The sequence below is a fragment of the Bacillus sp. FSL K6-2971 genome, assembly GCF_038006405.1.
GTDB lineage: Bacteria > Bacillota > Bacilli > Bacillales > Bacillaceae > Bacillus > Bacillus pumilus.
The window spans coordinates 4,026,193-4,040,306 of the sequence record NZ_JBBOVD010000001.1 but is presented as its reverse complement, the minus strand read 5'-3'; the positions used below and the strand labels follow the sequence as shown (position 1 = coordinate 4,040,306).

The following is a 14,114-nucleotide window of genomic DNA, read 5'->3' as shown; positions in this document are numbered from 1 at the left end:
TCGCGTACGGTACTTTTTATGAGGTGCTCATGGCATCCTGAGCCGTGACTCTGTATAAATCAACTTTGCATTTCACGAAAGCACGGATGATCGATGGGACTTGGGCTTCTGAACGAATCAACAATGAGGTCTCGTCATCACTGATCACAAGATCTGTTCCAACAGTTTGTAAGTACTGCGTGAGAACAGGCTTCACCTCATCATCAATCCACGCATGCTTGAAGGTTGCACGTATGTTTGAGGATGTGATGGTTTTCTCTTGAGGATGTGTATGGGGGGACACTAATTTTCCTTCAGAAATAAAAGCAGTTTTTGTACAGATACTATTTGTGAACCTTGGGCGGTCAGCCGTTAAAAAGACGGTTTTCCCTTCATGTTTTAACGTGTCAATGACCTGCTGGATGTGCAAGATCGAATCTGCGTCGATATCAGCAAAAGGCTCGTCGAGTAAAATAAATTCAGGTCGATGGGCGATAGCCTGCGCCATGCCGAGCCGTTTCTTCATACCAGGTGTGAAGGAACCGACCTTTTCCTGATGATAGCGATCTAAGCCGACAAATTCGAGCAGTTCTTCATAATCACTCGTTTTCTGGCGCGTTCCGGTGATTTTTGATAAGTAGGCAATATGTTCAAGTGCCGTAAGCCCTTCATATAAATCCGTATATTCAGGCAGAACACCGATATGCTGCCTCACCTTTTTTAATGAAGGCATATCCATCATCGTAAACGTCCCAGAGGTTGGCCGGGAAATTCCCGTAATGATATTGAAAAACGTCGTCTTACCAGAACCCTTCGGTCCAATGAGCCCGAAAATATCACCTTGATTGACATCAAGGGTAATGTGATCTATCGCGACTTTTGTCCGATATTTTTTTGTGAGTTCTTTTGTGTGTAGCATTTAGACATCCCTCCTTTGAAATAGGAGTGCTGTTCCAATGAGTAAGATAACGGTCAATGCTGTATTCATGAGTACATAGGTCAGCGGCTCACTCAAGCGCACATAATAATAAGGCGTCATATATTGGAACCAATGAATCAATCGTTCTGAAGAAAGAACAGATATCATACTGACGATTGGGAAAAGAAAGGAAAACAACATCCCAACAAACATTGATTTCTGCGGGGTTGGAAAGAGCATGGACAAAAATAAAGCACATGAGATACCGACACTGATAAAGGTTAAGATTTTTAACGCATCAGAGAACAGAAAACGATGTGAAATCACCATATTCAGTACGTATGTCGTCATAATACAGCTAAGCCAAAACAGCATCAGTCCAAGATATTTCCCGATAATAATGTTCAAACGGGTGGTTTTACTGACGAGAAAACGAATGGTTTTTAAATGAATTTCTCGGCTTAAAATATCGTGAGACAATAAGAAAATAAGGAAGAAACCAAATAACGACATCACCAGTTCATTCCCAATGGAATAAGGATCCTTTGCCTCCCATTTGTCCTGATGAGCAGCAATAAACGGTAGAGTTGAAACAAAAGTAGATAGAATGAAAATAATAACAATTGTTAAAATAGATTTTGTGCTTTTGAAGAGCTGCTTAAACTCATTCATACAGATGGTCCACACACGCTGTACCTCCCTTCATCTTTATTATACCGCTAGAAAGGAAAGACACCATATCTCGCTCTTTAACATTTGTTTAAATTTTATAAAAAGAAGACTCTTCCAGCACCTGTTGACTCACTTTTGAAAATGTTCAGAAAAATATCTTGATTTATCAAAAAACATCATGTATGATAGCTTTAATTCAAGATAGTTAAACAGGCAATGACGAGAGAAAGTACAATCATCAATTTTTCCACAGAGAGCTTCGGCAGCTGAAAAGAAGCAAAAATAATGATTCGAAAAATGGTCTCTGAGCCTCGTGCTGAACATATCTATGATATTAGTAGGACACGACGAGAGTTGGTACTCGTTATCAAAACCACAGTATATGAGCCAGATTGGAGCTTTGTACTTGTAGAGGCTGTTTAGCGCGAGCAAACAGTAAATAAAGGTGGTACCACGAGACAAATACCTCGTCCTTATGATTCAAAGATAAGGATGGGGTATTTTTTATTGTCCACTTTTTTCATACAAATGTTCAAATGTTCCACGTGAAACACCACATCCATTTTTTCAAATGAAAGGGAGATTGACATGAGTGAACATGCATTGGTTTTACAATCAGATTTCGGCATTGATGATGGAGCTGTTAGCGCCATGTACGGAGTGGCAAATACGGTCAGCAGCAACATTCGGCTTTTTGATCTAACACACAATATTCCGCAGTATGACATTTGGGAGGCATCTTACCGCCTGCTCCAAACCGTCACGTACTGGCCGGAAGAGACGGTATTCGTATCCGTCGTTGACCCAGGTGTTGGGTCAGAAAGAAAGAGTCTTGTCGTCAAAACCACAAGCTCGCACTACATCATTACCCCAGATAACGGGACACTCACGCACGTCGCGCAGGATATAGGCATTGTAGAAGCCCGTTATTTAGATGAAACCATTAACCGGCTGCCGAAGTCGGGAAAATCACATACATTCCACGGGAGAGACATTTACGCGTATACAGGGGCGAGAATCGCTTCAGGTGTGATTTCTTTTGAAGAGGTTGGGCCAAAGGCGGATATTGATGATATTATTCACCTTCCAGTCGTACAGGCTTATGCGAAAGAAGAAGTCATCACAGGGACGATTGATATTTTAGACGTGAGATTCGGAAACCTCTGGACAAACATTCATCATACGCTATTTGAGCAGCTTTCAATCAATTATGGGGATGCAATAGAAGTTACCATTGCCAACGGGCCAAAAAATGTGTATAAAAATATCATGACCTATGGACGATCTTTTGCCGATTTAAAGGTAGGCGAACCACTCGTATATGTCAATTCACTCGATCATTTAGGCGTGGCGATCAATCAAGGGTCATTTGCAAAGGCTTATAACATCGGTACAGGCACAGGCTGGCGCCTTTCGATTCGCAAAGCTCCGCGCATTATATACGAATAAGAGGAGGATACATCATGGCAGGTAAACAACTTTCAACGAAAACTGTCGTTGCCATCGGAATTGGCGCAGCCGTCTTTGTCATTTTAGGACGCTTCGTCTCCATTCCAACTGGGATTCCGAATACACAAATTGAAACATCGTATGCATTCCTTGCATTAATGGCCGTGCTATTTGGTCCTGTTGCAGGCGCACTGATTGGGTTTATTGGTCATCTTATTAAAGATGCCACCACATTCGGCCCTTGGTGGAGCTGGATTATCGTTTCGGGTTTTGTAGGTTTAATGATCGGCTTCATTTCAAACCGTTTAAAAGTAGAAGAGGGTGACTTTGGCTGGAAAAAAATCACGCTCTTCAATGTAGTGCAAATAAGCGTGCAGGCACTTGGCTGGTTTGTTATTGCACCATTACTCGACATAGCAATTTATGCTGAGCCAGCAAAAAAGGTATTTTTCCAAGGCTTTACCGCAGGAATCTCAAACATCATCACAGTCGGTGTACTAGGAACCATCATCATTGCGGCTTATGCGAAAACGAGAAGCAAAAGCGGCAGTCTATCGAAAGAAACATCATGAAGCAAGGTGGAACACATAAATGAAGAAACCGATGATTCAATTCGAACATTTCGGATTCCAATATCGCAGTCAGGCAGAACCGACATTGAAAGATATTAACCTGACCATCTATGAAGGCGAAAAAGTCCTCATCGCAGGCCCGTCTGGATCGGGAAAAAGCACACTAGCCCATTGCATCAATGGGCTAGTTCCTGCGTCTTATAAAGGTTCTATGGAAGGAAGTCTTCACATCGGAGGGAAGAATGCAGAGAAAGAGAACATTTTCTCCCTCTCACAGCTCGTCGGAACGGTGCTGCAGGACCCTGACGGACAATTTATCGGGCTGACCGTTGGAGAAGACATCGCGTTTACACTTGAAAATGACCAAGTCACACGCGAAGAAATGAAAACACGTGTCGAAGAAGCGGCAAAATTAACAGAGGTAGATGGCAAGCTGGCATCATCCGTATATGAGCTGTCAGGTGGTCAAAAACAACGTGTCGCCATCGCAGGCGTACTTGTGAACGAAGTCGACATTTTGCTGTTTGACGAACCACTCGCAAGCCTTGATCCCGCTACAGGCAAAGAAGTGATCGATCTCATTGATCGACTGCAAAAACAAACGAAAAAAACCGTCGTGATGGTTGAGCACCGATTAGAGGACGTCCTCTTCCGCCAGGTGGATCGCATCATCGTCGTCAATGACGGCACGATTGCAGCAGATATGACACCAGATGAATTGCTCGCCTCAAATGTATTAGAAGCGGCGTATTTACGTGAGCCTTTATATGTAAAAGCCATGAAATATGCAGGCATTCCGGTTGAAGCAGGAGATCAGATCGCGAATTTACAGCATCTTACCTTAAATGATGAGGAAAAAATGAAAATCGAGCAGTGGATGGAAGCGTCTGAGCCATCAGTCGAGCAAAATGCAGCGCAGGATTTACTAGAAGTACGTGAACTGAGCTTTGACTATCCGACAAGACCAAACACGCTGAGCAACATCTCTTTTACCGTCAAAAAAGGAGAAATGATCAGCATCGCAGGAGCCAATGGCGCAGGCAAGACGACACTTTCCAAGGTGCTCTGCGCGTTTGAAAAGCCAACAAAAGGGACCATTCATCTAAATGGTGATGACATCACAGGAGACACCATCAAACAGCGCTCCGAACGAATCGGCGTCGTCATGCAAAACCCCAATCAAATGATTTCTAAACAAATGATTTTTGATGAAGTCGCATTTGGTCTCGTTTTAAGAGGCGTAAAGGAAGAAGACATCAAGGAACGGGTGGAGCGGGTCCTGAAAGTGTGCGGCTTATATCCATTTCGGAACTGGCCGATTTCAGCCCTCAGCTTTGGACAGAAAAAGCGCGTCACCATTGCATCAATTCTTGTATTAGAGCCAGAAATCATCATTTTAGATGAGCCAACCGCCGGACAGGATTTTAGACATTACACAGAGATGATGACGTTTTTAGAGCAATTAAATCAGCAGGGTGTCACGATCTTGATGATCACCCATGACATGCATTTGATGCTCGAATACACAACAAGAACCATTGTCATATCAGATGGAGAAAAAATCGCAGATGATACACCTGCCAAAGTGCTGACAGATCAGCTGCTTGTTCAAAAGGCGAGCTTAAAGGAAACATCGCTATATGAATTGGCGCTGAAAGCAGACTGGCCAAATCCAAATGAACTCGTGGATCGCTTCATTGAGGTTGACAGAAAGGAACGAATGACATGGCTGTAGACATGCTGTCCTATATCGATCGCCCGTCGCCGATTCACCGGCTGACAGGGGCAACCAAACTCATTTGCTTTATCCTCTGGTCATCCGCAGCGATGCTCACGTATGATACAGGTGTTTTAGTGTTTATGCTAGTTGCTAGTATCGTGTTCTTTCAATTGTCGAACGTACAATTTCGTGATATCTCTTTCGTAGTGATTGTCCTGGCGATTTTCCTTGTCATCAACAACATCGCCATTTACATCTTTGCGCCGCAGCAAGGTGTTGCAATTTACGGAGCAAAACATGAACTATTTCACATTGCAGGCTGGTACAACGTCACACTTGAACAGCTTTTCTATCAGTTAAACATTACGCTGAAATACGTGACCGTCATGCCAGCAGCGCTTTTATTTATTGTGACAACAAATCCAAGTGAATTTGCCTCATCGCTCAGCCGAATCGGGGTCAGCTACCGGATTTCGTATGCGGTTGCGATTGCTCTACGCTACATTCCAGATATTCAGCGTGATTTTCGAACGATCGCAATTTCTCAACAAGCAAGAGGCATTGATTTATCGAAGAATGAAAAACTGGGGAAACGGATCAAAAATGCGCTATCGATTGTGATGCCGCTGATATTTTCTAGCCTAGAGCGGATTGAGACCATCAGTAATGCGATGGAGCTGCGCGGTTTTGGAAAGCATAAAAAGCGCACATGGTTTACGGCGAAAGACTTTCAAAAAGCAGATTATGTGGCGTTCATATTTGTTGGTGCGGTACTGATTGTTTCGTTAGTGATTACATTTGTTAGAGGAACGAGATTTTATAATCCGTTTCTATAGAAGGAAGCCTTCACAGGAGTGGAGGCTTTTTTATTTGGTTTGTGGATAAAAGGTGTGGAAAATGGTAAAAGACTATTAACATGTGAATAAATCGGTTATATTGAACATTGAGCGAAATACTTGTGAATAACCAGACAATATATTGGAGGAATTAGAAACTTATGAACAAATCACTTTATGCTTGTGCAGAACATATAGAAACCGTACTAGACATGTACATAGATGATCACGAAACACCGCCAGAATTCAGAAAAATCGAACATACACACAGCTTATCCACAACCTGTGAATTGTGCGATGAACCTGCAATATATATAGTGGGGAACGAATGATCGGACACAAAATACACAAATTTTATCCACAATTGTTGATAACTTATATGAATAACTTGTTCTTAAGGTGGGGATGACCTGTGAATATATCAATTATCACAGTAGGAAAATTAAAAGAGAAATATTTAAAGCAAGGCATAGCCGAATACACAAAACGATTACAGGCTTACGCAAAAATCGAGATCATTGAGCTCGCAGACGAAAAAGCACCCGAGAATCTCAGTGATCAAGACATGAAAATCATCAAGGACAAAGAAGGCGAACGCATCCTAAGCAAAATCAACCCAGACGCCCACGTCATCGCCCTCGCCATCGAAGGAAAGATGAAAAGTTCCGAAGAATTAGCCGATACAATAGATAAGCTGGCAACATACGGAAAAAGCAAGGTGTGTTTTGTCATAGGCGGATCGCTCGGATTAAGCGACGCCGTCATGCAGCGTGCGAATGAGAAGCTTTCATTTTCGAAAATGACGTTCCCGCATCAGTTGATGAGATTGGTGCTGGTGGAGCAGATTTATCGGGCGTTTCGGATTGTGCGGGGGGAGCCTTATCATAAGTGAATGAGGTATTTTTGGTACAACAAGTAACAGCACCATCCAAGCAGGAAAGGTGCTGTATGTGTTTTGTTGCTTGAAAGCCTGTTTTTGTTGTTAAATTGTTCTTATTTGTCTATTTCTAACTCTAGCTTATTATCTAGGAAGCAGGGGGAAGGAGATCTAGCTTTTTTATGATATGAATGGGGAAGTAGAAGAACTGTTCCCATGTTTCCTTAAAATTTGGGATGAGGTCCCTATAGACAACAATTTTTCTTTTTCAATTTTTTTCTGAATAAGAATTGGTTTTGTATTATGATAAAATAGAAGATAATGGGAGAAAAGTTGATAATTTAATTAGGGGGTTTAAATGTCAAATATTACTGTGAAAATGTTTCCTGCAAAAAATGGAGACTGTTTTTTAGTTTCACTTGGATTCGATAATAAGAAACATATTCTAATAGATTGTGGTTATGTGGAAACATATAGAGACTTTTTAAAAGAAGAACTAATTAAAATTGCAAATAATGGTGAAGCAATAGATTTAATGGTGATAACGCATATTGACCAGGATCATATTTTAGGTGCATTAGCATTTTTAGAAGAAAATAATAAAGCTCCTTTTATAGAGGTTAAGGAAATATGGCATAACAGTTACAAACACTTACAATTTGAAAAAGAAAAAGTTGAGGAAATTACTAAGCAAGAATTAACAATCTTAAATAGAGAAGTAGTATTGGGAAGTTCCTTTTTACGACATCGAATAGGACAAAGTAGAATCCGTGATGAGGACATTAGTGCAAAGCAGGGCTCTATGTTAGCAGCTTTAATATTGGAAGGTGGATACCCTTGGAATAAATCTTTTGGTGGCAAAGCAGTGAACTACGAAAACAAGAATCCTATTGTAAAGGATCAATACAACCTTACCTTATTATCACCTAATACAGATAAGCTAAAACGATTATCCAACACATGGTTAAGAGAGCTAAAGAAACAAAAAATGAACTTTTTATTAAGCAATGAGCGAATATTCGATGATGCCTATGAATTCTATTTGATTAAACAAGAGGAACAAAAGGTTGTAGAAAGTAATATCTCATCAGGGGCAATTAACTATGAAGAAAAAAGTATAGAAAAGCTTTTTTTGCAAAATCCAAAAGAAGAAATTGATAAATCCGTAGTAAATGGGTCCTCAATTTCGTTTATCATTGAATATCAGGGTAAAAGATTGCTATTTTTAGCAGACGCTCACCCTGACATTATTTACGATAATATTTCTAAATTAGAAGAGAAATACTTCGACTTGGTTAAATTGCCTCACCATGGTAGTAAAAGAAATATAACAATAGACCTTATAGAGAATCTAAACTCTGAGTTATTCTTGATTTCAACTAATGGCGATAAACACGGACATCCTGATTTTGATTCGCTGGCAAGGCTCCTTTATTATCAAAGACATAGACCGAAGACACTTGTATTTAATTATGAAACAAGCACTTCAAAGATATTAAATAATGCAAATTGGAAAGAACACTATAACTACGGAGTTCACATTTCTAATGGTACTGCTGCAACAATAATTGAAATGTGAGGGGGATATGTATGAAGGATGAAATAAAGCAAGCCATTCCGAAATTAGTTTGTGGTGAGGAAACGGCTACTGCTTTTTTGATTTCAGATGATATTGCAATAACTGCCACGCACGCTCTTATTGACTTTTTCGAGGAGAAAAAGCCGGTGAGGTTATTCTTTAATGTAAATAATCAGTTGAAGGAAATTGCTGTAGAACCAATTATTCCTGAGGAAGAGTGTATAAACCAACAAATTATTGCATTGAAGTTAAAGAAAGTAGTAGAAGGTGTTAAACCGATAAAATGTATTGAATTTAAGTTCAACACCTCTTTGAAATGTGAAACATATGGATACCCGCCTGTTAGAAGGGATGGGGGGACTTTTATTGATTTACAGGTCAAAAATGAAGAATATGCAGAGAATTATCGTATATTGAATTCAGATTGGAATATTGATTTAAGTAAGGATGATGATATTAAAGATTACAGAGGAGTATCTGGTGCTCCTTTAATAATAAATAGTACCGCTGTTGCTGTCTTATTAAAACAAGTTGAGGAGGATGGAGAAACAAGTAGACTATCAGCAGTAAGTTTGTATTTATATAAAGAATACTTCAGTAGTATTGGTATAGAAATTATTGAAAAAAGAAATGAACCATATTATGAACCTTATCTAGCTATGTTACAACGTCAATTAGATCAACATCTAGAAAATACTATTTTAAGAAAATTGAATAGGCAGTCTAATAATGCGATTGGTTTGGGATTTACTTTTAAGTTTACTAATGATAACAAACAAGGTGAAAAGCTAGAATCATATATTGAATTACTCAAATTAGATGAATCCGCTGTTATACTATCCGAGCCAGGTGGGGGTAAAACATATCTACTGTCAATGTTGGCGAAAGATATGATTGAGAATCCATTAATTGAAAAGAATAGAGTACCTATTATATTAAAGGCAAGAAAATGGACAAGATCCTTTTCTAATATAGTCGAGGGAATACTAAAAGAGTTAAGATACGCAATACCGAATATTGATGAAAAACAAGTGGAACAAGATTTAATTACCGGTAGGTTTTTAATACTTGTTGATGGTCTTGATGAAGTAACATCATCAGCAGATTTGCTAGTTGATGAGCTGATAAAGGTATCTAAAATTAAGAATGTAAATATTTTAGTAACTTGTAGAAAGGAAAACTATTATAAGCAATTCTATTCGCATTTCTCTGAATATACAATTGACGAATTAGATGATGAAATGATACGGGAATATATTGAAAAGGAACTTAAATTACCAGGGTGGCAAATATTGCACAGTGTTGATGGTAATTTAAGAAGTCTTATACAAAATCCATTATTTCTTTTTATGACGGTTTCAGTTTTAAAAATAACTGGTGGAACAACTTTTCCAAAAAATAAGGCACAACTATATGCTAGTTATATAAGATACCTTATAGAGGAAAGAAATTACCAAAAGGGTTTAGTTAATCCTTTTCAAATAGATGTATCGACCAAGGAATTAATATTATCTGAGTATGCTAAGCGAACTTTTAGAGATTTCCCTACTAGATTAGAGTTTTCAGAATCTGTTTGTACTTTTTTTCAAAGAGATAAAGTTGAAATAGTTAAAAGAGAACTACTGGATACCGGATTAATAATCGAAGATAATGGTGATTTGACTTTCTTTCACCCATCATTTCATGAATATTTTTTTGCACTAAACAATTCTCAAGTATCAGACGATGAATTGATAAGGTTTACGAAGAAATATAGCAGTAATGACAGATACTATGAAGTGTTCATATATTTAGCAGGATTGTTAAAGAGAGACAACAGACCAAAGATATTTTTCGATTATCTGGAGAAGAACAATTTGTTTCTATATAGAAGATGCTTAGAGGCAAGGTTTGATTTTAATAATCAGCTAAAAGGAACTTGGTCTAATGAATATATACTTAACTATCTTGAACAAGTTCGAAATAGTTATTTAGAAATAATTGAGAGTCACTTTAAATCAATTAAAAGATATTTCTATCCTTGGTATTCGATAAAAAGGAAGGAAGTTCAAGTTCCTTTGAAAGTAATAATCGAAGGGAGTATGGATTTCAAAACACCAGCAATTGACTTTAAGTTTTTACTTACTCCAAAGTCAAATAAAGAAGTACCCGAAGTAATATTAAAAGAATATGCAGGCGGGCCAAGAATGTACACTAAAGATCGACAAGGAAATGATGTCAGTATACCGATAAAGACCTTTAATGAAGGCAATCATTGGTTTCTAAATCTGCAAGCTACCGATATGGGAATTGATTCTGCAAGAGAGGTTGCACTTTATTCCATAAAAAAACAGTTGGCTGATATCATGGATAAAAAAACACTTTTTGATATTGAGCCACCAGAAATGGCCGTTATGCAAATAGAAACAAATATAAGGAAATTACCTCTTGAACGTTTTTCTTTATTGAGTGACGATAATACTAGGAGACCTTCTCTTTACAAACATTCAATAGATGATTTAATAAGTTTATTTATGAAAAAGGATATTATTGGGTATTCAAACACTTTAAATAACTATGGTTATTTTAATGCTGAGGACGTTGCAAGAATGGTGCTAGCAGTCTTTAGAGTAAAAAAGTTAAAAATAAATCCCAAAGAATATCTGTTACCAAAATCTGATATTGGATGGGAACAATTAAAAAAGAATACTGCAAAAACATGGGAACTATGGAGCGACAAGCAACTAAGTAAACGGATTACTTGTTTCTATGAGCATTATCAGAACTCATATAGATATTTAGTAGAAAATTACATTCCGTCTTTAAAAGAATTCCTTCCCTTTTACGCAATGGGTCCAATAAGATTTAATATTAGCTTTTATAGGGAGGAGAATTTTGGAGGTGGTGTTGAGATAACCTGGGAGCCAGTTAGCGATATTAGTAAGAGTAAACCGTCGATTCTTCAAATACCACATAGGAATGACCAATATGATCCAAAAAAAGGTAAAGAAGATTATAAAAAAATTAATGATGCCTTATCAAAATTGGGAAGAAGGAGCCTTCCTTTTTTTAGCAGTAGTAATTCGGCCCTTAGTAGGTATATTCGAGATGATGACGAACTACGGAAAATGGTATATGAACAATTAAAGAAAGACATAAGTTATGTCATAGGTGATTTGAAATGATGGGGAATTTATCTTATTAACGTAAGTCTTACTATGAGGAGATGGCTTAAGAAGTATTCATTAAAATTTAAAACTAACAACCATATGGTATATCTAGTTGAAAATAATTGAAAAAATCAGAAATGACTTATAATACCTAAACCAAAAAAGTCTAGCATCTACAGCTAGACTTTTTAGTTCTTCTTTAGAAAAACCCCTCATTTAGATACATCACGGAGAGCCGTATCACAAGTGATGGTAAACAGGAAAATAAAGCTTTATGTCGAGATATATAGATTACGGGAGTTAACTAGAAAGAAAAAGAATTTATTAGAGGAGTAGTTGAAAATGGCATTAACTTTGGAAGTGCGTTCGGAAGTGCTGGCTAAGTGTGCAAGAATTTGTTGTATTTGTAGGGTATTTAAACCATTACATGTTCAGGTGCATCATATCCGTGAAAAGGCTGATGGAGGAACAGATGATTTTGATAACTTAATACCTGTTTGTATTGAGTGCCATTCTAGTATTCATACAAAATCAAAAATGACTCAGAATTTTTCTGAAAAAGAGCTAAAAAAAATTAGAGATAATGTTTATGAATTGGTAAGTACAGGGGATCTTCCGAAAATTAGGTCGACAGAGAGAAAAGAAATTGAATTAATAGCATCTATCTTTGCCGAAACGTTAAAAAACAATAAAAAAGATGAAGAGGATGCACTGAGTAGTGAAGCATTAGAATTACTGTCTACCATTCTATGCGAAGGAGTACCAGCAAGTTTTAATAAAGTAAGTGAGGATTTACTAATCATTGAAATTGGCGGACAACATATTACTACAAAATTCAATGGAAAAGCACAATACCCTAGTTTTGTTATTGAGCTACTTTCTAAAGGTCTAATTTATACGAGTGGAAATTTAATTGAAATCACTGATGAAGGTGAACAGCTTATTAGTACATTAGTTCAAACTACAGCAACCTACACTCAAAAGAAAGTAAAGTGTTTAGAATGTGGATTACACTTTATTATTTGTAGCTGGAATAAAGAAACGCATAATAGTTCTACAATTACTTGCCCTGAATGCGGTCAGAAAAAAGGGAATTATCTTGTATGGGCTCAACAGAAATTCGGCTTTATATTTCAAGATGTTCCAGGAAATGCTATGCTCTATGATATCAGGGGGTTGGTTCATAAAAGACAATAATAGTACTTCAAGTTTATTTTAAATTTTATTTATATTCTAATTAGGTAGCCGGAGATTAATACAAATGGTAGTAAGCAAGAGTTAATTTGTTCTTTTGAGTTAAAAGAATAAAAAAAGATTATAGAATTAATGTGCACTAGTAAATACTAGTTCATTTTTTAAATTTGATTATCAATAAATAAGTTCATTTGGATTAAACAATAACAGTTTGTTGTTCTTTTAGTTTAAATTAATCGAGATTGTTTTTAAGAGTTTTGTATTGCTTAATTATTTAAAGGCGAGAGAAACGAAAATAAAAAGGAATGAAGGGTAAGATAAAATAAGCAATCCCCTTTCCGAACAATCAATTTTGTTTAGTGCTTTTTTTTACATTTTTTGAGGTTTCTCCTTTGGGGAAGATTATATAACTTGCTCTTAGGGTTTTATTTTATCTGAGAAGGCCAGAGCCCATGATGTCCTGAGAATAGATAGCCGACTAAACGAGCAGCAAAAAAGTACTCTAATCCTTTCCTATCAAACATCTCCATTGCCGATAGGAAAGAAGATATAGGTTTTTTTTCGCTCCACTCCCGCAAAAAAAAACGCGATTAAGCCTAAAGCGGCGAGAATGATATAGGTAAGTCAATGAACGTGTGTAAGGCATTACCTAATGTTAACCGATAAAAAACAAAGTGATGGCTTCCCCACGGACAAAGCCGCTGCCCAGGGTTACTGCAGTAAATACCAGCTTGGCCAGGAAAGCAAAAGGCGGCACCGAGAGAAAGAAGGAAAATAGAAAGTTTTAAGGGATCTCAAACAATACATGTTGACATATCGTTATTTATCGATATAATGGTTTGTATGGAGCCAATAGAAGTTTTCAAAGCCTTATCCAATGAATCAAGACTGCAAATTTTACAATGGCTAAAGGAACCTGATCGTCATTTTACACCCCACGAAGGGATTGATATGAATACTACAGGGGTATGTGTTAGTCAAATAACAGATAAATTGAAAATGACGCAATCAACAGCATCTCAATACCTTTCAATTCTACTGCGAGCTGGATTAATTACGACAGAGCGTATAGGTAAATACACGTATTATAAAAGAGATGAAAATGCCATAAAAAAAATTGCTAAGATTCTAGAAAAAAATATTTAATAAATGAACTGAATTCATACAT

The 14,114-nt window shown here is 37.4% G+C and carries 12 protein-coding genes and 1 other annotated feature; of the genes, 10 read left to right on the top strand and 2 right to left on the bottom strand.

All coding sequences use genetic code 11. The annotated features are described in order from the left end of the window. Positions 1-16 precede the first annotated feature (16 nt). Positions 17-898, bottom strand: a complete 882-nt coding sequence (locus MHI33_RS21400) for an ABC transporter ATP-binding protein (RefSeq protein WP_065097606.1) — start codon at positions 896-898, stop codon at positions 17-19. Beyond that, positions 899-1,585 (bottom strand): ABC transporter permease subunit, encoded by a 687-nt coding sequence (locus MHI33_RS21395; protein WP_065097607.1) that lies wholly within the window; start codon positions 1,583-1,585, stop codon positions 899-901. Between the two features lie 192 nt (positions 1,586-1,777). Beyond that, positions 1,778-2,048 (top strand) — a binding site (T-box leader). 110 nt (positions 2,049-2,158) lie between these two features. Between MHI33_RS21395 and MHI33_RS21390 the strand changes: the two genes are divergently transcribed. From MHI33_RS21390 to MHI33_RS21345, 10 genes are all read left to right on the top strand, one after another. Further along, entirely contained in the window at positions 2,159-3,019 is an 861-nt protein-coding gene (locus tag MHI33_RS21390; protein WP_340913690.1) for an SAM hydrolase/SAM-dependent halogenase family protein, read from the top strand. 14 nt (positions 3,020-3,033) lie between these two features. Further along, positions 3,034-3,591, top strand: coding sequence for an ECF-type riboflavin transporter substrate-binding protein (locus tag MHI33_RS21385; protein ID WP_106065894.1), 558 nt, complete (start codon positions 3,034-3,036; stop codon positions 3,589-3,591). Between the two features lie 19 nt (positions 3,592-3,610). Further along, a complete protein-coding gene (locus MHI33_RS21380) occupies positions 3,611-5,326 on the top strand; it encodes an ABC transporter ATP-binding protein (protein ID WP_340913687.1) in 1,716 nt (571 codons plus the stop codon). After that, the gene (locus MHI33_RS21375; protein WP_106033079.1) at positions 5,317-6,147 is read left to right on the top strand and encodes an energy-coupling factor transporter transmembrane component T family protein; all 831 of its coding nucleotides are present in this window, start codon (positions 5,317-5,319) and stop codon (positions 6,145-6,147) included. The genes MHI33_RS21380 and MHI33_RS21375 overlap by 10 nt, the downstream gene beginning before the upstream one ends. A 161-nt stretch (positions 6,148-6,308) precedes the next feature. Then, on the top strand, positions 6,309-6,479 hold the full coding sequence (locus tag MHI33_RS21370; RefSeq protein ID WP_008360116.1) for a CxxH/CxxC protein: 171 nt from the start codon (positions 6,309-6,311) through the stop codon (positions 6,477-6,479). Between the two features lie 80 nt (positions 6,480-6,559). After that, positions 6,560-7,039, top strand: coding sequence for a 23S rRNA (pseudouridine(1915)-N(3))-methyltransferase RlmH (gene rlmH, locus MHI33_RS21365; protein WP_046312614.1), 480 nt, complete (start codon positions 6,560-6,562; stop codon positions 7,037-7,039). A 343-nt stretch (positions 7,040-7,382) separates the two neighbouring features. After that, complete coding sequence (locus MHI33_RS21360; protein WP_340913680.1) at positions 7,383-8,603, top strand: MBL fold metallo-hydrolase; 1,221 nt, start codon at positions 7,383-7,385, stop codon at positions 8,601-8,603. Between the two features lie 11 nt (positions 8,604-8,614). Further along, positions 8,615-11,767 carry an NACHT domain-containing protein gene (locus MHI33_RS21355; RefSeq protein ID WP_340913677.1) on the top strand — a complete coding sequence of 1,051 codons (3,153 nt, stop codon included), beginning with the start codon at positions 8,615-8,617 and terminating at the stop codon, positions 11,765-11,767. Positions 11,768-12,094: 327 nt separating this feature from the next. Continuing rightward, positions 12,095-12,949 carry an HNH endonuclease gene (locus MHI33_RS21350; protein WP_340913674.1) on the top strand — a complete coding sequence of 285 codons (855 nt, stop codon included), beginning with the start codon at positions 12,095-12,097 and terminating at the stop codon, positions 12,947-12,949. Positions 12,950-13,789: 840 nt separating this feature from the next. Next, on the top strand, positions 13,790-14,092 hold the full coding sequence (locus tag MHI33_RS21345) for an ArsR/SmtB family transcription factor (RefSeq protein ID WP_045034889.1): 303 nt from the start codon (positions 13,790-13,792) through the stop codon (positions 14,090-14,092). Positions 14,093-14,114 lie beyond the last annotated feature (22 nt).